This window comes from Streptosporangium sp. NPDC002544 (genome assembly GCF_040295965.1).
In the GTDB taxonomy this organism is placed as follows: Bacteria; Actinomycetota; Actinomycetes; order Streptosporangiales; family Streptosporangiaceae; genus Streptosporangium.
In genome coordinates this window covers 49766-69054 of sequence record NZ_JBEOWJ010000014.1, presented here as the reverse complement: position 1 = coordinate 69054, position 19289 = coordinate 49766, and the positions used below count along the sequence as shown (strand labels likewise).

The window sequence follows — 19289 nt, the reverse complement described above, 5'->3', positions numbered from 1 at the left end:
TCAGCTCCTCACGACAGCAAGGACCTCGTCCCTGATCGCTGCCATCTGAATCTCGTCTGCCGCCTCGGCGTTCAGCCTGAGCAGCGGCTCTGTGTTGGACGGACGGAGGTTGAACCACCATCCTGGGCCGGAGACGGTCAGGCCGTCCAGCTCGTCGAAGGTGACGCCGTCGCGGGCGGCGAACGTCTCGCGAACCCGCTCCGTCGCGGCGGCCTGGTCGGCGACCGTGCTGTTGATCTCTTCTGAGGCCGCGTAGCGGGTGTATTCGGCCAGGATCTCCGAGAGCGGCTTCTCCTGCTCGCCCAGTGCGGCCAGCACGTGCAGCGCGGCCAGCATGCCGGAGTCGGCGAACCAGAAGTCCTTGAAGTAGTAGTGGGCGGAGTGCTCGCCGCCGAAGACCGCGCCGGTCTCGGCCATCTCGGCCTTGATGAACGAGTGACCCACGCGGGTGCGGACCGGCCGGCCGCCGTGCTCGGTGACGATCTCCGGAACGCCTCTGGAGGTGATCAGGTTGTGGATGATCACGGCGCCGGGGTGCTTGACCAGCTCGCGGGCGGCGACCAGCGCGGTGATCGTGGACGGCGAGACCGATTCGCCACGCTCGTCGACCACCCAGCAACGGTCGGCGTCGCCGTCGAAGGCCAGTCCGATGTCGGCGCCCACGTCGAGCACCGCCTTCTGCAGGTCGCGCAGGTTGTCCGGCTCGATGGGGTTGGCCTCGTGGTTGGGGAAGGTGCCGTCGAGCTCGAAGTAGAGGGCGGTCAGCTCGATGGGCAGCCCCTCGAACACCGTCGGGACCGTGTGCCCGCCCATCCCGTTCCCCGCGTCGACCACGACCCGCAGCGGCCGGATGCCGGAAAGGTCGACCAGGCCGCGCAGGTGGTCGGCGTAGCCGCGCAGCAGATCGCGCTCGGAGACCGTCCCGCCCCCCTGGCCGCCGAGGCCGCCCGACGCCAGGATCGCGGCGGCCCGGTCCCGGATCTCGATGAGCCCGGTCTCTCCGCCGATCGGCACGGCGCCGGCCCTGCACATCTTCATGCCGTTGTAGCGGGCCGGGTTGTGGCTGGCCGTGAACATCACCCCGGGCAGGCCGAGGCTGCCGCTCGCGTAGTAGAGCAGGTCCGTGGAGCCCAGCCCGGCGTGGATCACGTCGGCCCCCCGCGAGGTGGCCCCCCTGGTGAAGGCCGCCGCCAGAGGCGCCGACGACTCGCGCATGTCGTGTGCCACCACGGCGGTCGCGGCCCCGGTCACTTCCACGAAGGCCGCGCCGACCGCCTCGGCGGTCTCCTCGTCGAGTTCGTCCGGCACGACGCCACGAACGTCGTACGCTTTGAAGATCTTGACAAGGTCGCCCACTCCAGCTCCGCCCTCTGCGTCGTGTCCGCTGCCGTTGCCTTCCAGTTAGCGCCGGTCAGCGCATTGTCGGGCAGTCCGCGCCTTACGACGCGAACGTTCTCCCTCGCGGGAGTTCTCGCTTCACCGCCGACCGCCTGACCTTGCGGCCCGGTCTTACACCGGCTCCACGAGCGTTTAAAGTCTCCCCGCAACCCTGGGCGACCTGACCGTGAGCACGATCAACGCTTCAGGAGACCAAAACCCTCACCGGCTACGGCAAGGCCACGACCAACCGGCCGTATCACTCTCCCAAGCATGCCAGAGCATAACGGCGCACACTCATATCCGAGCAGCTCTTGCTCCCCAGCCTAGTAGGGTCAGCGGTCGCGCTGGGGTTGAGCGGAGCGGAGCACCCGCAGATGACCCCGGCGCCCGACCTCGACGCCCTGGCCGACCGGCTCGGTGCCGCCGCTGGGGGCGGGTCTCGCGGCCTCGCGGACCGCGTTGGCGAGGGCTTCCAGGTCGTCCGTACTCGGTGTGGCGCCGTCGGTCGGCAGGCGGACCACCTCCCAACCGCGGGGGGCGGTGAGCCGCTCGGCATGCTCGGCACACAGGTCGTAACAGTGCGGCTCGGCGTACGTCGCCAAGGGCCCGAGAACAGCGGTCGAATCGGCGTAGACGTACGTGAGCGTGAAAACGGCAGGCTGACTGCACGCGGTGCGGGAACAGCGGCGGACGGGGCTCACGGTGGGACCGTATCCGGTAAGCGTCCGGGGCGCCACTATCTGAGCGCTCTTAACGAGCGTGTCGCCACAATTCGGACACGTGTCCCGGCTTCCACCCGCCTGTATGGCTTACGCCCCTCCTCCGCGCTCCCGCCACACGGCCTCTCCGGTCCCACACTCGGCACACCGCCCTCCGTCACCGGCACTCCCGCCCCACGCACTCGATACGACACCTTCCGTCACCGGCACTCCCGCCCCCGCTCGGGTCACGTCTAAGCTGGGGCCGTGAGCCCGGCACCCGGCAGACCTCGTTCTCCCCGCAGGCGCGACAGGCACGGCCGCGGCCTGCGCGGTCCGCTCGCGCCCTCGCACGTGCCGATCGCCAAGTCCCGCAGCGAGCGGTTCGACGATCTCGTCCTGGACGCCGTCGACCGGCTCAAGCCCCGGTGGGCCAAGCAGCTGGCGGCCGTGGAGTTCGCGGTCGAGGAGGTCCCGCCGATCAGCGAGCTGGGCGACGGCCCCGAGCTGCTGACCGGCGACCCGATCCCGTTCGGGCGGGCCAAACCCGCCGACGGGAACCGCCCGGCCGTTGTGATCATTTACCGTCGCCCCCTGGAGAGCCGGTCCCGCGATCGTGACCACCTCGGCGCGATGGTGCACGAGGCGGTGGTCGAGCAGGTCGCGGGCCTGCTCGGGCTCTCTCCAGAATCGATCGACCCCGGCTTCGACGACCACGACTGACCCGTCCAAAGCGCCTCTCAGGGCAGGACCGTCGCGGCGGACTCCGCGATCGGCGGGATCAGCGCCCACATCCGGGCCGCGGCCAGTGGCTGCACGGTCAGCGCCAACCCGCCCTTGAGCCGCTCGTCCATGACGCGCCCGCCGTAGACCGGCCCCGAGCCGGGCATCGGCTGCACGACCACCGCGAAGGCCCCGTCCACCTTGGGCAGTTTGACCTGCTTGGTACGCGAGGCGGAGATGTCCACCTGGAACGGCTCACCCGGATCGCCCTTGCGCGGAACCACCTGCACGCTCACCTTGCCCGCGGTGTCCGGCGCGGTCAGCAGCAGCCGGGAGGTCACCTTGCCTCCCGTACGGTTGTCGGCGACGACGCTTCCCAGGTCGACGGGGTCCGCCCCGGCGGTGAAGGCCACGTCGACCTTCGCCCCGGTGCCGGTGGCGACGAGTCCCGCGACGATCGGGGTCTCCGAGGTGAGCACCAGCGCGGACGGCTGGCCGCCGATCCCGGTGGACAGGTCGAGGGTGGCGACGGAACCGGCGGGCACCTCGACGAGCTCGCGGCCCTTGAGCGCGTACGTCCCGTCGGGGGTGAGCGCCCTGACCTCGACCAGCGTGTCGACCTCGGCGTCGGAGGCGACGAGCAGCTCGCGTTTCCCGCCGCCGCCGGGGATACCCGGCACGACGACGCGGGTGGCGGGGGCCGCGGAGACGGGCAACCAGTCGACGCCGCGCCCGCCGTTCATGATCGCCCTGGCCGCGGCGGTGACCCGCCCGGAGCTGGTGCGCACCTGGATCGCCAGGACGAGCGCCGTGGGCGCGAGATCCCTGACCTTGATCGAACGGTTCTCGCCGGGTTTCAGGGTGAACACACCACCGCTGTCGGCGACCACGGGACCCTCGCCCGAATAGATCATGATCTCCGCGATGGCCGGGGCGAGATCGGCGTTGGTCAGGTAGAGCGTGACCTCGGCCGCGGCCGGTCCCGGGCCGACCAGCCAGGTGCTCGCCACCGGCTCGGTGCAGCGCACCCCGGCCAGCCCTCGCTGCCTGCCCGACTTCTCCTTGCGGGTCTGCGCCACCTCCAGGCCCGCCGCCATGCTCCCGGTGGCCGTGATGACAAGGGGCGGCGACGAGGCGGGGACCTTCTCATGCCAGAGACGGCCGGGGGTGTCGAGGGTGGCGAGGGTCTTGTCGCCGGTGACCAGTGCCGCGGTCCCCTGCGCCCGGCTGCCCGGCGGCGCCACCACGGCGACGGAGGCGTCGCCGGGCGATGGGCAGACCGTCGTCACCGAGGCGACGGGAACCTTCTGAACCTGTGGCGCGGGGGTGGCGACCGCCTGCGGCTGGGTGGCGGAGGCCACCCCGTACAGGGCGAGCAGGGCCACCAAGACCAGCACCAGCAGGCTGAACCGGTTCTCGATCAGGGATTTCACCGGGGGGCCAGCTCTCTACGGGACTCGGGCAGGTCCTGTGCGGCGGCGGGCTGGTCGGACTCGGTACGCGAGCCGGGCGCGGCCAGCACCAGGACGACCAGCACCAGCGCGGCCTGAATCCACAGCCAGCGGCTGTGCCAGGGGTCGCCGGGCGGGGTGACGGGAACGGCGATCGGCTGGGTCAGCCGCCACACGCCGACCGAGCGGGACAGGCTCATCCTCGCCAGCGAGGGCTGCGAGTCGAGGGCGGCGCTGATCGCCGCGTCGACGGGCGCGGTCACCACGACGAACCGGACACCGTGCGCCGCCAGCACCCGGGCGTCGTCGCCGCCCCTGCCGGACACCAGCCCGGCCGTGGCGACGCGGACCCGTTCCCTGGGCCCCTCGGGCACGGGGATGTCGGCCTCGCCGATCACCGGGGTACGCCCGCGCAGCACCGTGAAGAGCAGACCGTTCGGCGAGGTGCGCAGCAGCAGGGTCCGCTCGCCACCGGCGGAGTTGACCGCCGCGAGGGCGGGCATGACGTCGCGTACGGTTCCGCGGATCGGGCCGTTCACGCCCTCGACGATCCACATGCCCGCGGCGAGCAGCGGCGTGGAGAACGCGACCAGCACGACCCCGAGCGCGGCGAGCCTGCGCAGCCCGCCGGCCGCCCGGAACTCCACGACCCGGTCGGCGGTGAGCGCGGCCACCACGAGCATGCCGGTGGCCGCGAAGGCCAGTGGCACACCAGGCCACGCGGGGGCCTCGACATCGCCGTTGATCGAGGTGACGGGGGTCCTGCTGACCAGGATGGCCACCAGCACACCGAAGAGGGCGACGCCCCAGCCGACCGCGATGACCATCCGGTTGCGGCGCATCAGCAGCGCGAGCAGGCAGGCGGCGATGAGACCGCCGGTCACCCAGAGTGGCGGCATGCCGGGCCCGCCTGGGCTGAGCAGCAGCAACGACTGCGCGGGCAGTCCGGGGTCGACCAGCGCGGGCTGGTGCAGCCCGGCCTCCAGCAGCAGCCGCTTGGGATCCGCGACCAGCTGGGCCAGCCAGGGGAACAGCAGGACCACGGGCACGACGAACGCCACGAGCATCGAGACGGCGACGCCCCGGCGCGGGAAGGCCAGCGCCGCCAGCGCGCCGAGGATCGCGGTCAGCGGGTAGACCAGCGGGGCGAAGGCGGTGCCGACGGCCAGCAGGAGCCCCAGGCCCCAGGCGGCGCGGCGGGCACGGCGCCGCTCCCCGGCGAGCACCGTGGTGGCGAGCGCCGCGTAGACGGGAAGCAGTACGAAGACCATCGCGGTGCCGAGCCGGCCCGCGGCGACCGCGCCGGTGGCCACCGGCAGGAGGGCGTAGGAGGAGGCCAGCCAGACCCGGGTCCAGCGGCCCGGGATCATCGACCGGGTGGCCGCGTACGCGGAGATCCCCGCCAGCGGCACGCAGCCGAGCAGCAGCAGCGAGACCGCGAGCCACGTCTTGCCGAACAGCACCGTGGAGAGCACGGCCAGCACCGCCACGTACGGCGGAGCCCACGCGTCGGTGCCCAGGCCCGTCTGGTGGTAGCTCTCACGGTAGAGAGCCCACAGGTCGGAGGCCCCGCCGATCACCGGGACGAGCGCGCCGCCGCCCAGCCTGGCGCCGCCGGTCAGGGCACGCTCGGCGATCAGCGTGACCAGGGCGAGCGCCAGGAAGAGCAGGACACCCGGGTTGCCGAAGACACGCTGCATCACGCCGGCGTCGGTGAGCAGTTCCTCGCCGTCCTCCTGCTGTGGGTGCGGCGAGGCGGCCACCGCGTGGTGGCGCCCCTCGGACTCCACGAACCCGCCCCCGGCCAGGTAGTTCTGGGCCCGGTCGACGAGCCGCCGGTAGCCGGCACCGGGTGGGGTGAGCAACCGGCTGATCGCCGCGTACCCCTGCCTACGCCCCTTGGCCCGCACCCGCCGAGCCTTGATCATCCGAATGGGATGGCCGAACACCGAGCCGAACGCGAGGAACTCGTCCAGCGCGTTGGCGGGCTGCTTGGCCACCAGGAACAGCACCGTGCGGAAGATGGAGCCGAACGCGTTGCGTACCAGCGCCCACAGCAGCGGTCTCAGCGGCAGATTCGCCATGACGACGAAGAGGGCGTTACGCCGGTCCAGGCGGCGGGGGTGGTCACCGCTGGCGGTGATCCGGCGACGCCGCCTGGCGGCGGCCTCGGCGTGCCAGGCGACCGCCCGGGTGACGTTCTGCACGCGGTATCCGACGGCCCTGACCCGCCAGCACAGGTCGAGGTCGTCACGGAAGAGCGGCAGAGCCGGATCGAGACCGCCGACCTCGTCCCAGACATCCCTGCGGATCAGCATGCCCGCGGTCGAGACCGAGAGCACGTCCCTGATCCCGTCGTACTGCCCCTGGTCGAACTCACGGGCCTCCAGCCCGGTGTTCCTGCGGCCGGTGCGGTCGACGGTGACGCCGACCTCCAGCAGGATCCGCCGGTCCAGCCAGTCCCGCAGCTTGGGGCCGAGCACCGCCGCCTTGGGATCCGCCTCGGCGGCCTCCAGCAGGATCCGCAGGGCATCGACGTCCGGCGCGCAGTCGTCGTGCAGCAGCCAGATCCACTCCTGCCCCCCGCCGGGGCCGAGCCTGTCGAGTACCTCGGCGACGGCCTCGCCGAAACCGGTCGAGCGCGGCAGGGTGAGCACGGCTCTGGAGCCGAGGGCTCCGGTCAGCAGCGCGGCGCTGCCGTCCCTGCTGCCGTTGTCGACCCCGACGACCCGGTCCACGGGACGGGTCTGCCGGAGCAGGGCTTCCAGGGTCTCCCCCAGCCAGCGGGAGCCGTCGTGGGAGACGACGATCGCGGTGACCGTGTGGTGGGGGCGATGGGGGCGCTGGGAGTCGGTGATGGACATACGTCCCGTGTTCAGGAGGTGTTGATGATCGGCGCGACAACGATACGACACCCTATGTCTGACTATGTCTTACACCTGGTCACGCGAATGAAAAAAGGGTCACGTGACCGACGGTCACGTGACCCCATGGACATATTCATCAAGCGCCCCGAGGGGCGTCACATGCTTCCTGTCAGACCACTCGAACTTCTTCGGCGTTTCCTCAGTGGTTGGATTTCCAGACCGTCCGGACTTCAGCGTGCCCAAGCCTTCCAGCCGTCCGCTTCCCGGACGGCTCAGACCGCCTCACGCTTGATCCGCCGTCGCTCCCGCTCCGACAGTCCACCCCAGATTCCAAACCGCTCGTCGTGTTCCAGCGCGTACTCAAGACACTCGGCACGCACCTCGCAGGAGCGGCAAACCTTCTTGGCCTCGCGGGTGGAGCCTCCCTTCTCCGGGAAGAACGCCTCCGGGTCGGTCTGCGCGCACAAGGCGCGCTCCTGCCAGCCAAGCTGCTCTTCAGCGATGCTCTCCTGTGCGATGACCAGGTCGGCCACTGCACACCTCCCTGCCGCACGCCCGCAAATGGAGCCCCCCTATGAACGCCTCCCCCTTACCCACCCAGAGAAAGGCGTAACAACACGTGTGTAATTACACGCGCGTGCCCGGTGTGGCGTCAAGCGGCATGCTGGTATCCGGGGAAAGACCTGCTCTCCCCGGTTGTGGGTCGTGTGCCTGCCACGACGGCAATTGCACCAGGTGATCGCCGCGATCGCCAGGGGCTCAGTGCTCTCGGCGGTCGGAACCGTACCAGGACATGTTCTGATCCTGACCGGGGCCCACCCTCTCTCTAGCCGGGCTTTCCTAATCCATGCCCTGACCTGGGCGTTGTTCGGGCTTGTAGATCGCGGTGGGGTCTATCGGCTGCGAGTCCCACGTCCTGACGGAGAGCGCGGGGTCGCTCAGCGGGTCTCCGGAGTAGGTGCTCGGGTCGAACCTGAGCGTCGCCTCCGAGCGCGGGTCCCACTGGTGACCGCCGCCCTGCGGCTGGTACGGGGCCTGCGGAGCCGGGGGGTTCTGCGGAACCTGAGGGGCCTGGGACGCCTGCTGCGGATGCCCGAACGGGCCGTCGTAGCCGGAGGAGCCGTACTCGGGGACGCGAAGCTGCGGCTCGGTGCCCTGGGCCTGCTGCTGGTAGCTCTCCGCCTGCTGGTACGCCTGGGCCATCTGCTGCGACCTGAGGTCCACCGGGTCGGGCGCGGAGTACTGCGGGCCCGGCTCGGCCGGCCGGGCGAACTCCGCGCCCGAGTAACCGCTGAACGGCTGGCCGTAGTTCTCCGGAGGCTGCGGGAAGGACTGCGCCTGGCCGTCGAACGCCGGGCCCTGGCGGCCGTCGACCGGCGGGTAGGGCGCGGGGGCCTGCTGCTCGGGCTGGTGACCGTAGCCGGACGGCTGCGAGTCCTGCTGCCCGAAGCCCTGCGGCTCGGACTGCGGGTAGCCCGGCGCCTGCGACTCCGAGCGCCGGCCGGAGCCCGCGAGCTGCGGCTCCTGCCCGTACGCCGGAGAGTCCGGCTGCTGGCCGAAGCCCTGCGGCTCGGACTGCCCGTACCCGGGAGTACCGGCCTGCCCGTAGTCCGGCTGCCGCTGCTCCGAGCGGAGGCCGTACGCCGAGGAGTCGGCCTGCTGGCCGAAGCCCTGCGGTTCCGGCTGCCCGTACGCCGGGGAGTCGGGGAACTGCGGATAGCTCGGCAGCCTCGGGCTGGAGTGCCGCCCGGAACTCACCGGCTGCGGCTCCTGACCGTACGCCGGAGAGTCCGGCTGCTGGCCGAAGCCCTGCGGCTCGGGCTGCCCGTACGCCGGAGAGTCGGGGAACTGCGGATAGCTCGGCAGCCGGGGTTCCGTCTGGGGCTGCTGATCCACCGGAGCGGCGTAGACCGGCGGGTCATAGGCGGCGGCCGACGGGTCATAGGCGGCGGCCGGCGGCTCGTACGGCTTGGCCGGGGCCGGGGGCTGGACGTCGGCCGCGACGTACGGGCTCGGAGTGTAGCCCCCGGTCTGCGCGACGGGCTGGGAGACGGGCTGCGGCGGCTGCGGCACGGACTGCGCGTACCCCTGCCCCTGCGGCTCCGGCTGCTGGGAGGGCTGCGGGTAGGCGCCGGGCGGGGGAGCGTACGGCTGGCTCTCGACAGGCGGCAGGTAGGGCGGCTGAGGGTGCCCGTCGCCCGCCTGCGGCGCGGACGGCGCGTAGGAGGCCGCCTGCTGCCCGTACCCCTCGGAGACGTGCGCGGGCGCGGGCGGAAGCGCGGGGAGGTTCTGCGGGGGCTGCGGGGCCTGGGCGGGCGGCGCCTCCTGCGGGTAACCGTGGCCGCCCAGCGGAGCCTGATCCTGCGGGTGGTGGACACCCTGCTGCGCCATCTGGCCCTGGGGGTACCCGCCCTGCCCCTGCGGGTGGTCCTGGAAGGGAACCTGTCCCTGTGGGTGGTCCTGGAAAGGAACCTGTCCCTGTGGGTGGTCCTGGAAAGGAACCTGTCCCTGCGGGTGGTCCTGAAAAGGAACCGACCCCTGCGCGGGAACGGGCTGCTGGGGGTAGGCGTACCCCTGCTCCCGGGGGCGCTCGGCGGGGCGGCCGAAGCCGTCCTCGGCGCGGAGGGCCCCGGCGCGCGAACCGGCGGGGACCGCCTTCGGCAGCACGTAGAGCAGTACGACCGCGGTCAGCGCGAGGGCGGGCAGGTGGACGAGGAGGATTTCGATCTTCTCCCGGAGGTCCGTCGCACCGCCGAACAGCGCGGTGAGCAGGCTGACCGCGCCGAAGAGCACGGAGAGCCCGAGCACGCCGGCCGCTACGAGGGCCATCTGCTTCAACCGCTCGATCACCGGACCGAGGTGGGTGGCCAGCAGCACGGCGCCGACGAACAGCGCGGCGGTTGTCGGCGAGGTGAGCTGACCCAGGTAGCCCGCCGCGCGCACGGCGAAGGACGATCCCCCGAACAGCAGGCGTTCGATGCCGACGAGAACGCTCGCGGACGCGACGGCTACCATGAGCCACGCCGCCGGTTCTCGGAGCCGGCCCGCCTCGACATTGATCACAACTACCCCCATAGGGTCTTTAGGTAAACCCGGGTCAGTTTTGCACATGGCTGACTTTGCTGTTGGTAGTCCCAGGAAGCCCACCAACCTCGTAAGTGCTCCATTGCACCTTATATGTCCATAATTCGGGCATCAGGCTAGGCGATTCTGCCAGCGCGGACAGCCCTCATAACGATCATGAAAAGACTGCGTCCCCCCTCTCCCGGAACCCCGCCGACATCCGTAACGACCTAGTGGAACACTGGACGGCATGCGCATCGTGTCCCTCGCCGGCGGAATCGGTGGCGCCCGCTTCCTGCGGGGTCTGCTCACCGCCGCCCCCGACTCCGAGATCACCGTCATCGGCAACACCGGTGACGACATCAGTCTCTACGGCCTGCGGGTCTGCCCCGACCTCGATACCGTGATGTACACCCTGGGCGGCGGCATCGACGAGGAACAGGGCTGGGGACGACGGCAGGAGTCGCACGTCGTCAAGGAGGAACTGGCCGCCTACGGCGTCGAGCCGCAGTGGTTCGGCCTCGGCGACCGCGACTTCGCCACTCACATCGTGCGCACCCAGATGCTCGACGCCGGATACCCGCTGTCGGCGGTCACCGAGGCACTGTGCCAGCGCTGGCAGCCGGGCGTGCGCCTGATCCCGATGAGCGACGACCGGACCGAGACCCATGTGGTCATCACCGACGAGCAGGGCCGCCGCGCCATCCACTTCCAGGAGTGGTGGGTGCGGCTGCGCGCCTCGGTTCCCGCCGAGCAGATCATCCTGGTCGGCGCCGACCAGGCCTCCCCCGCCCCCGGCGTGCTGGAGGCCATCGCCGCCGCCGACGTCGTCATCCTCCCGCCGTCCAACCCGGTCGTCAGCATCGGCACAATCCTGCAGATCAAGGGCATCCGAGAGGCCCTGGAGAGCAAGACGGTCATCGGCGTCTCCCCCATCGTCGGCGGCGCCCCGGTCCGCGGCATGGCCGACGCCTGCCTGACCGCGATCGGCGTGCAGACCACCGCGCAGGCGGTCCTGGAGCTGTACGGGTCGCCCCTGGTGAACGGCTGGCTGGTCGCGGAGGAGGACGCCGGAGTGGCCCTCGCCGGCGTCGACGTCGAGGCCCGCCCGCTGATCATGCACGACGTCGAGGCCGCCGCCGCCATCGCCCGCGCGGCCCTGGACATGGCCACCCGGCTCGCGTCCTCCGCCACTCGCGAGGAGGGCTCGCGATGAGCCGGGTCAGGCGCGGGCAGTGGAATCCCGCCGACGTCAGGGTGGAGATCTTCGCCGTTCCCGGCATACCCGAGGTCCACGAGGGTGACGACGTCGGGGAGCTGATCGCCACGGCTCTGCCCGACCTGCGTGACGGCGACATCCTCGTGGTCACCTCCAAGATCTCAAGCAAGGCCGAAGGCCGGGTCCTGCACGGTGTGCCCCGTGCCGAGGCGGTCGGCGCGGAGACCAGGCGGGTGGTCGCCCGCAGGGGCGAGACCGTGATCGCCGAGACGAGGCACGGCTTCGTCATGGCCGCCGCCGGGGTAGACGCCTCCAACACCCGGCCGGACACGGTGGTCCTGCTGCCCGTCGACCCGGACGCCTCCGCCTCGGCCATCAGGGCGCGCGTCGCGGAACTGCTCGGCGTGTCGGTCGGCGTGATCATCTCCGACACCTTCGGCCGCCCGTGGCGCAACGGCCAGACCGACATGGCCGTCGGCGTCGCCGGGGTGACTCCCTCTCTCGACTACCGGGGCATGTCCGACGACTACGGCAACGCGCTCGAGGTCACCCTGACCGCCGTCGCCGACGAGTTCGCCGCGGCCGGAGACCTGGTCAAGGGGAAGGTCGCGCAGACCCCGGTGGCCGTGATCAGGGGCATGGCCGAGTACACCACCGAGGACGACGGGCCGGGCATCCGCGAGCTGGTCCGCCCGTCCGCCGACGACATGTTCCGGTACGGCTCGCGCGACGTGGTCTTCGCCCGCAGGACCATCCGGGAGTTCTCCGCGGAACCCGTGGACGGTGCCAAGGTCCGCAGGGCCGTCGACGCCGCGATCGCCGCGCCCGCCCCGCACCACACGACCCCGTGGCGGTTCGTCCTGCTGGAGTCGGCGGAGGCCCGGGAGAAGCTGCTCGACGCCATGCGCGAGGCCTGGATCGCCGACCTGCGCAGCGACGGTTTTTCTGAGGAGTCGATCGCCAGGCGGGTCAGGCGGGGCGACGTGCTGCGCGCGGCCCCGTACCTGGCGGTGCCCTGCCTGGTCATGGACGGCTCGCACACCTACCGCGACGACCGGCGCAACACCGCCGAGCGGGAGATGTTCGTGGTCGCGGCCGGCGCGGGGGTGCAGAACCTCCTCGTCCAGCTCGCGGTGGAGGGGCTGGGCTCCGCGTGGGTCTCCTCCACCATGTTCTGCCGCGACGTCGTCCGCGAGGTCCTCGACCTGCCCGCCGGCTGGGACCCGATGGGGGCCGTCGCCATCGGCCACCCCGCGGCTCCCCCGAGGGACCGCGCCCCCAGGCAGGCGTCCGACTTCATCGTCGTCCGCTAGGCCCGGCTTCCGCACGCGACACGAACCGGACTCGGAGCGGTTATCAGCGACTCCGGTTCGGGTTGCGGCGCCGCCGCGCGTGCGGGAAGCGGGATCGGCGCGTCCGGGGGCCTCGGCCGATCCACTCAGCCGTCCGCGCCTCCGTCGAGCTCCATCGCCCGATTTATATCGACGAGCGATTCCTCGTAACGGCCCAGGGACCGCAGCACCTCGCCCCTGCGGACGTAGGCCCAGGTGTATTCGGGGTCGATCTCGATCGCCCTGGTGAGATCGGCCATCGCCTCCTCGTCCCGGTGCAGCTTGTGCAGAATCGCCCCGCGGCTCCCCAGAGCACGCTCGTTGTCGGGCTCCAGCTGAAGGGCGTGATTCAGGTCGCCGAGCCCTTCATTTATCTTGTCCATCATGCGATACGTCTCACCGCGTGAGACGAGTGCCCAGACGTTGTTCGGCTCCATGCTCAGCGCGTGGGAGAAATCCGTGATCGCGTCGTCATAGCGGTTCACCTGGTAATAGAGCTCTCCGCGAGCGTTGTACAGGTCGGTGTCCTCCGGGGCGAGCATCATGGCCCGGATCAGATCGGTCTCCGCGTCGTCGTACCGCTCGACCTTGCGCAGCAGGCCCGCCCGCTCGCTGAGGAGCCAGACCTCGTCCGGAGTCAGCTCGATCGCACGGTTGTAGTCGGCCAGCGCCTCCCCGAACCGGCCGAGCGCCTCATACGCCTGCCCCCGGCTGCCGATCGCGTACGTGTACTCCGGGTCGATCTCGATCGCGCGGTCGAAGTCGGCGACGGCCTCCTGGAACCGGCCCGTCCTTCGGTACAGCTCACCCCGCCTGCCCCACACGATGTCGTTGCCGGGATCAAGCCGGAGCACCTCGGTCAGATCTGCGATCGCCTCATCGAAGCGCTTCATCATCGAATACGTCTTGGCACGTTCGATGAGCAGTCCACACCGCTGCGGGCCGCCTTCCCGCGCACCGGCTTCCAAACTTTCCTCGCCTGCCACGCCTACCTCTTCTTCAGCCATCTGAACGATCTTAGGTATGGCCATCTCGAAATGGCACCACATTTCCCATCATGAATTAATGATCGTGGGCATCGTGGTCTTTCTCCCCTCGGGACGCGCCTCCCGGCGGACGCTGATCCTGTCGGCCCATCCCGAGGGAAGGCCATGACCAGCGCGACCGGCCCTCACGAGCAGGTCCGGGGAAAGAGCGGGCCGGGCGAGGCGGCCCCTGACGGTTCGCCCGGCGGAAAGAGCGAGGTGGCGACGCGGCTTCGCGTCCCGTACGTCATCGCGCATGCCGGCGAGGCGCTGCCGCACCCCCTGCTGTTCGTACGCAGGCCGTTCACCACTCCACGACTCGCCTACGTCACCCCACACCCCGGAGATCGGGCCGACAACGGGGAGCGGCCGGGCGCCCGGCCATCACAGGAGCCGACATCGTTTCCGGTCACCGTGAGGATCCGGGGCCCGATCTGGGATTCGGAGGCTCAGCCGTAGCGGATCACGTTCACGACCACCGCGAACAGGATGAGCGCGCCCAGGCCGACCACGATCATGCGGCGGACCGCCTTCCAGGCCGCCGACTTGGCATCAGGGATCTTCGATGCGGCCTCGGCGGCCGCTTCGACCGCCTTGCCCCATCCCGCCCAGGTGTCCATCGTCCGCTGGAAACGCCGTCCGACGGCGAACACGATCGTGGCCACTACGACAAGGGCCAGGATCCGGCCGTTCGAGCTGTCCACGTCGCACTCCTACCGGGGGGAAGCAGGATTCTCGTCGCTGCCGGCATGCAGGGGGCTGTCAGAGTTGCGAGATGGCGAACACGATCGTGGCGATCACGATGAGCGCCATGATCCGGCTGTCGGCACTTTCCATCGATGTACCCCTACCTGGAGAGAAGCAGGATTTCGTCACTAAGAGTAGGCCAATGACTACTGAAATTCCAGACGCCTCCCCCGATCTCCTCGCTGGAACGATCCAGGGCTCCGGCCGGAGCGGCCGCCCGCCCCGGCGGCAGGTGGTCACGGGGCCTTGGCGCAGGTGGGGTGACAGAGACGGCGGGCCAGGGCGGACAGGAAGACGTCGATGATCTCTTCTGGGCGCTGGGCGACGTGCAGGGAACCGTTGGTGACCGAGGTGATCTGGGTGAGGGCGGCACGGTCGAGGTCGGTGCCGAAGGCGAGGACGACGATCTGGACGGGTCGCGCGGGGTTCCACTCACCGCGGAGCCTCTCCACCAGCTTGGCGCCGGAGATGCCCTTGCCGTCGTCCTTGCCCGCCGTGATGACGAGCAGGGTGTTGTTCATGGTCTCGTCGTAGGACTCGGTCAGCGCGCGGAACCCGGCGATGATCGAGTCGTACAGGGCGCTGGGCTCCTTCGGGTCGGCGCGCAGGGTCCGGGTCAGCTCCTCCAGGCGGCTGCGCCGGATGACCTGGCCGTCGTCGGGCTCGGTGATCGGGCCGAGGCGCACCCGCTCGCGCTGGTCCGCACCCTTGGCCGAGGAGAACTCCCACATGCCCATGTGCGTGGAGCCGGGAAAGAGCTGCAGGCCGAGCCTGGCGGCGTCAAGGGCGACGGTCAGCCGGGTCTTCCCCTGCTGCCCGTTGATCGGCCCGGCCATGTGCTTGCCGCTGTCCGCCAGGACCAGGATGTTGGTCGGCGGGGCGAGCCTGCTCCACGCCGCCAGCGCCTCGTCGATCATGCCGGGCAGGATGGTCGGGCGGGTGCGGGGCGCCTCGGTGGGAATCTCGGGACCGGGTGAGTACGGTCCCAGGGAGCCGTCGGGCGAGCGGAAGCCCGCCCTGCGGGCCGCCTCCTGGGCCTCGGGGGAGCGCAGCCAGGCGGCGAAGGCCCTCGACCCGCTCGCCTTCGCCTCGTCGGAGGAGGTGACCACGTACGGGTAGTCGAGGTTGATGGTCCCCTCACGGGGGTGCAGGGCGGTCACCGGGTCGTCCGACGGCCGGCGGTTGTGCTCCCAGACCGACTGCTCGGGAACGATCACCACGGGGCGCTGCCAGAAGGAGCGGTCGTCGACGGCGGCGAGCATGGTCCGGTAGTCGGGCGCCGCCCCCGCCTGCGCCCAGCGGACGAACGCGGTGAGCGCGCGGTCGGCCTCGGCGCCGCTGCCGACCACGTCCCTGGCCGCGGCCACGGTGGCGATTCCGGCACCCGCGAGCGACGGGTCGGGGACGCGGACCACGTCGGGCTCGTTCTCGGTCGGCTGGATCCGGCCACGGGTGGTCGCGGGGAAGACCATCCGCCAGTTCATGTCGGTCTTACCGACCGCGAAACGCCGGGCCAGGGACTTACGGGTGGCGAAGACCAGGGGCGAGGTCGCCATGACGGTCTCGGTGCCGGCCAGGTTCGCGGCCCCCTGCTTGCGGGCGAGCCGGATCCAGGCCGAGGAGTCGGAGATCCAGCCGTCCGGGCGCTCGCTGAGCACCCCCGCGGTGCCGCCGAGCAGGGTGCGCAGCACCGTGGCGGGTGGCTGCTCGGTCACCTGCACCAGCACGCACCGGCCGTCGACGCCCGCCCCGCTCCGGTTGAACCGCCCCGCCGCCTCCATGACGGTCGGGGCGATGTCGACGGCGGCGGCGACCCCGACCAGCACCGGGTCGCGGGCCGAGCACGAACCCCCCTGGTCGAGCACCAGGACGGCGCTCCCCGCCAGGGCGACCGCTATCGCGACCGCCGCCAGCGACAGGCGCAACAGGACCTGACGCCGACGCCGCTCAGCGCCGACGGCCACACGGTGTCGACCGGAGGAGGGCACACGGAGACCTCTCGCTAGAGGAGAAAGACGATTGTGTCAATGAACCCCTCACGGAGGGCAAGCAAATATAGAACTTGTTATAACTTTGTCGACCCCTCCAGCGGGAGCAGTGGAAGGGCGTTGGGGCGGACGCTCCGGCAGACCCCGTCGCTCGCCCTGGCCGCGGCCAGCCGCTCGGCGTCGGGCACGCCGTAGGAGGTGGTCCGCTGCCGGATCGGCCGCCCGGTCGGGGCGACCATGGCCTCGATCTCGCTGATCGTCTTGAAGGAGCCGTTCTCCGACCCGGCCATCCTGCTGATCGTCTCCTCCATCAGCGTGCCGCCGAGGTCGTTGACCCCGCCCATGAGCACCTCGCGGCAGAGCCCGTCCTGGAGCTTCACCCAGGAGCACTGGATGTTGGCGATCGCGCCGTGCAGCAGGACGCGGGCCAGCGCGTGCACCGCCCGGTTCTCCCGCGCCGTCGGCCCCGGGCGGGCGATCCCCGCCAGGTAGATGGGCGCGCTGTGGTGGACGAACGGCAGCAGCACGAACTCGGAGAACCCACCGGTCTCCTCCTGCATGCGGCGGATCAGCCGGATGTGCTGCACCCAGTGCGCGTGGTTGTCGACGTGGCCGTACATCATCGTGGAGGTCGTCGGAATGCCGACCCGGTGCGCGGTGGAGATGACCTCGACCCACTCGGCGGTGGGCAGCTTGCCCTTGGTCAGCACCCAGCGGACGTCGTCGTCGAGGATCTCCGCCGCGGTACCCGGCAGCGAGTCGACGCCCGCCTCCCTGGCGGCGACCAGCCAGTCCTCGATGGACAGGTTGGTGCGGCTGGCCCCGTTGATGACCTCCATCGGCGAGAACGCGTGGACGTGCATCTGGGGCACCCTGGCCTTGACCGCCTTGGCGATGTCGAAGTAGGCGGTGCCGGGCAGGTCGGGGTGGATGCCCCCCTGCATGCACACCTCGGTCGCCCCTGCCTGCCATCCTTCCCAGGCGCGGTCGGCGACCTGCTCCAGCGAGAGGGTGTAGGCGTCGGCATCGGTGCGGCGCTGCGCGAAGGCGCAGAAGCGGCAGCCCGTGTAGCAGACGTTCGTGAAGTTGATGTTCCTGTTCACCACGTAGGTGACGTCGTCACCGACCGCCTCCCTGCGCAGGCCGTCGGCGATCCGGCAGAGCTCGTCCAGCGCGGCGTCGTCGGCGCCGGCGCCCGACGGGTCTCCGGCGAGGTCGAGGAGGACGAGCGCCTGGGCGTCGCTCAGCCCCGCCGGGTCGCGTTCGGCCTGCCGCAGCGCCTCCCGCACATCGCCCCTGACGGCGCCGCCGCTCCCGGCGGCGCCCTCCGCGACGGGCAGACGCTCCCGCAGAGCCTCCCAGTCTCCGTAGACGTGGTCGAAGTCGTCACGACGGTCGGCGGTACGGCCCTCGGTGTCGACCGCCGTGTGCAGGTCGACGCGGCCCAGGGAGACGAAGCCCCCGTCGGGCTCCTGCCAGGGGCGGCCGGTCACGACCGCGTCCTCGCGGGCGAGGCCGGTGCCGGGGTCCGCCAGGGCGGCCACGTGCGCGTTGAGCCTCGGGTCCAGCCAGGGCTCCCCCGCCAGCACGAACTCGGGATAGATGGTCAGCCGCTCGCGCAGCGTGAACCCGGCGGCGGCGGTGCGGGCGGCGAGGTCGTCGATCTGCGGCCAGGGGCGCTCGGGGTTGACATGGTCGGGTGTCAACGGCGAGACGCCGCCCCAGTCGTCGATGCCCGCCCTGATCATCAGCTCGTACTCGGAGTCGACCAGGTTCGGCGGGGCCTGCACCCTCATCTTCGGTCCCAGCACCAGCCGGGTCACCGCGATGGTGGCGGCCAGTTCCTGCAGGTCCGCGTCGGGCATGCCGCGCATCGCGGTGTCCGGCTTGGCGCGGAAGTTCTGGACGATGATCTCCTGGATGCCGCCGTACTCGCGCGCCACCTTGCGCAGCGCGAACAGCGACTCGGCGCGCTCGGCGACCGTCTCCCCGATGCCGATGAGGATGCCGCTGGTGAACGGCACGTTCGTCCGCCCGGCGTCCTCCAGCACGCGCAGCCGCACGGCGGGGTCCTTGTCGGGTGAGCCGTAGTGCGGCTGCCCCTTCTCCTCGAAGAGCCGCCGCGAGGTCGTCTCCAGCATCATGCCCATGGAGGGCGCGACCGGCTTGAGGCGCTGCAGGTCCCGCCAGGTCATGACGCCCGGGTTCAGGTGCGGCAGCAGCCCGGTCTCCTCAAGCACCCGCACGGCCATCGCGCGGACGTAAGAGAGCGTGTCGTCGTAGCCGTGCGCGTCCAGCCACTCGCGGGCCTGGTGCCAGCGGTCCTCCGGCCGGTCCCCCAGGGTGAACAACGCTTCCTTGCATCCCATGGCCGCGCCCTGCGCGGCGATCTCCAGCACCTCGTCCGGGCTCAGGAACAGGCTCTCCAGCTTGTGCGGGGCGGTGGCGAACGTGCAGTATCCGCAGCGGTCCCGGCAGAGCCTCGTCAGGGGGATGAAGACCTTGCGGCTGTAGGTGATGACCCCCTGTCGTCCGACCGCCTCCAGACCCGCGTCCCTGACCCTCCCGGCGTGGTCGAGGAGGGTCTCCAAATGTGCGTCCCGGGCGTGCAACAGGGTTGTGGCCTCGGCGATATCAAGAGTTTTGCCATCGCGTGCCCTGGCCAGAGCCCGGCGCATCGCGTTGTCGGTGGGGTTGGGACTCATGACGTCACAGTACGGCGCGACGCTCACCTGCCCGGCGGCGGGTACCGGACCTCGATCCGACACTTCAGATTCGCTAAAGACTCGCTGCAAGC

Annotated in this window: 14 protein-coding genes; 4 read left to right on the top strand and 10 right to left on the bottom strand. The window is 70.9% G+C overall.

The window, feature by feature from the left end:
* Together ABT061_RS22135 and ABT061_RS22130 are read right to left on the bottom strand one after the other, a co-directional pair.
* A complete protein-coding gene (locus ABT061_RS22135) occupies positions 1–1356 on the bottom strand; it encodes a phosphomannomutase/phosphoglucomutase (RefSeq protein WP_350920795.1) in 1356 nt (451 codons plus the stop codon).
* A gap of 356 nt (positions 1357–1712) precedes the next feature.
* Positions 1713–2081, bottom strand: coding sequence for a DUF3499 domain-containing protein (locus ABT061_RS22130; protein WP_030907363.1), 369 nt, complete (start codon positions 2079–2081; stop codon positions 1713–1715).
* A 264-nt stretch (positions 2082–2345) separates the two neighbouring features.
* Between ABT061_RS22130 and ABT061_RS22125 the strand changes: the two genes are divergently transcribed.
* The gene (locus ABT061_RS22125; protein WP_350920792.1) at positions 2346–2801 is read left to right on the top strand and encodes a metallopeptidase family protein; all 456 of its coding nucleotides are present in this window, start codon (positions 2346–2348) and stop codon (positions 2799–2801) included.
* 17 nt (positions 2802–2818) lie between these two features.
* Here the strand turns inward: ABT061_RS22125 and ABT061_RS22120 are convergent, their stop codons facing one another.
* The 4 genes from ABT061_RS22120 to ABT061_RS22105 form a co-directional block, all read right to left on the bottom strand.
* A complete protein-coding gene (locus ABT061_RS22120; protein ID WP_350920789.1) occupies positions 2819–4234 on the bottom strand; it encodes a DUF5719 family protein in 1416 nt (471 codons plus the stop codon).
* Complete coding sequence (locus tag ABT061_RS22115) at positions 4231–7116, bottom strand: glycosyltransferase (RefSeq protein WP_350920786.1); 2886 nt, start codon at positions 7114–7116, stop codon at positions 4231–4233. The genes ABT061_RS22120 and ABT061_RS22115 overlap by 4 nt, the downstream gene beginning before the upstream one ends.
* 275 nt (positions 7117–7391) lie before the next feature.
* Positions 7392–7652, bottom strand: a complete 261-nt coding sequence (locus ABT061_RS22110) for a WhiB family transcriptional regulator (RefSeq protein WP_037969494.1) — start codon at positions 7650–7652, stop codon at positions 7392–7394.
* 307 nt (positions 7653–7959) lie between these two features.
* A complete protein-coding gene (locus ABT061_RS22105; RefSeq protein WP_350920783.1) occupies positions 7960–10134 on the bottom strand; it encodes a hypothetical protein in 2175 nt (724 codons plus the stop codon).
* A 298-nt stretch (positions 10135–10432) separates the two neighbouring features.
* On the opposite strand from ABT061_RS22105, the gene cofD reads away from it, so the two are divergent.
* Complete coding sequence (gene cofD / locus ABT061_RS22100; RefSeq protein WP_350920780.1) at positions 10433–11398, top strand: 2-phospho-L-lactate transferase; 966 nt, start codon at positions 10433–10435, stop codon at positions 11396–11398.
* Entirely contained in the window at positions 11395–12714 is a 1320-nt protein-coding gene (locus tag ABT061_RS22095; protein WP_350920778.1) for a coenzyme F420-0:L-glutamate ligase, read from the top strand. Before cofD ends, ABT061_RS22095 begins: the two co-directional genes overlap by 4 nt.
* 125 nt (positions 12715–12839) lie before the next feature.
* Here ABT061_RS22095 and ABT061_RS22090 read toward each other — a convergent pair whose 3' ends face one another.
* Complete coding sequence (locus ABT061_RS22090; RefSeq protein ID WP_350920775.1) at positions 12840–13739, bottom strand: tetratricopeptide repeat protein; 900 nt, start codon at positions 13737–13739, stop codon at positions 12840–12842.
* A gap of 144 nt (positions 13740–13883) precedes the next feature.
* Here ABT061_RS22090 and ABT061_RS22085 point away from each other — a divergent pair, with 144 nt between their 5' ends.
* Positions 13884–14216: a hypothetical protein gene (locus ABT061_RS22085; protein WP_350920773.1), complete on the top strand. Its 333-nt coding sequence runs from the start codon at positions 13884–13886 to the stop codon at positions 14214–14216.
* Here ABT061_RS22085 and ABT061_RS22080 read toward each other — a convergent pair.
* From ABT061_RS22080 to ABT061_RS22070, 3 genes are all read right to left on the bottom strand, one after another.
* Positions 14207–14461: a hypothetical protein gene (locus tag ABT061_RS22080; RefSeq protein ID WP_350920770.1), complete on the bottom strand. Its 255-nt coding sequence runs from the start codon at positions 14459–14461 to the stop codon at positions 14207–14209. The two genes, ABT061_RS22085 and ABT061_RS22080, sit on opposite strands and share 10 nt — an antisense overlap.
* 279 nt (positions 14462–14740) lie before the next feature.
* Positions 14741–16468 carry a substrate-binding and VWA domain-containing protein gene (locus ABT061_RS22075; RefSeq protein WP_350920767.1) on the bottom strand — a complete coding sequence of 576 codons (1728 nt, stop codon included), beginning with the start codon at positions 16466–16468 and terminating at the stop codon, positions 14741–14743.
* 101 nt (positions 16469–16569) lie between these two features.
* Positions 16570–19197, bottom strand: a complete 2628-nt coding sequence (locus ABT061_RS22070) for a bifunctional FO biosynthesis protein CofGH (RefSeq protein ID WP_350920764.1) — start codon at positions 19195–19197, stop codon at positions 16570–16572.
* Positions 19198–19289 lie beyond the last annotated feature (92 nt).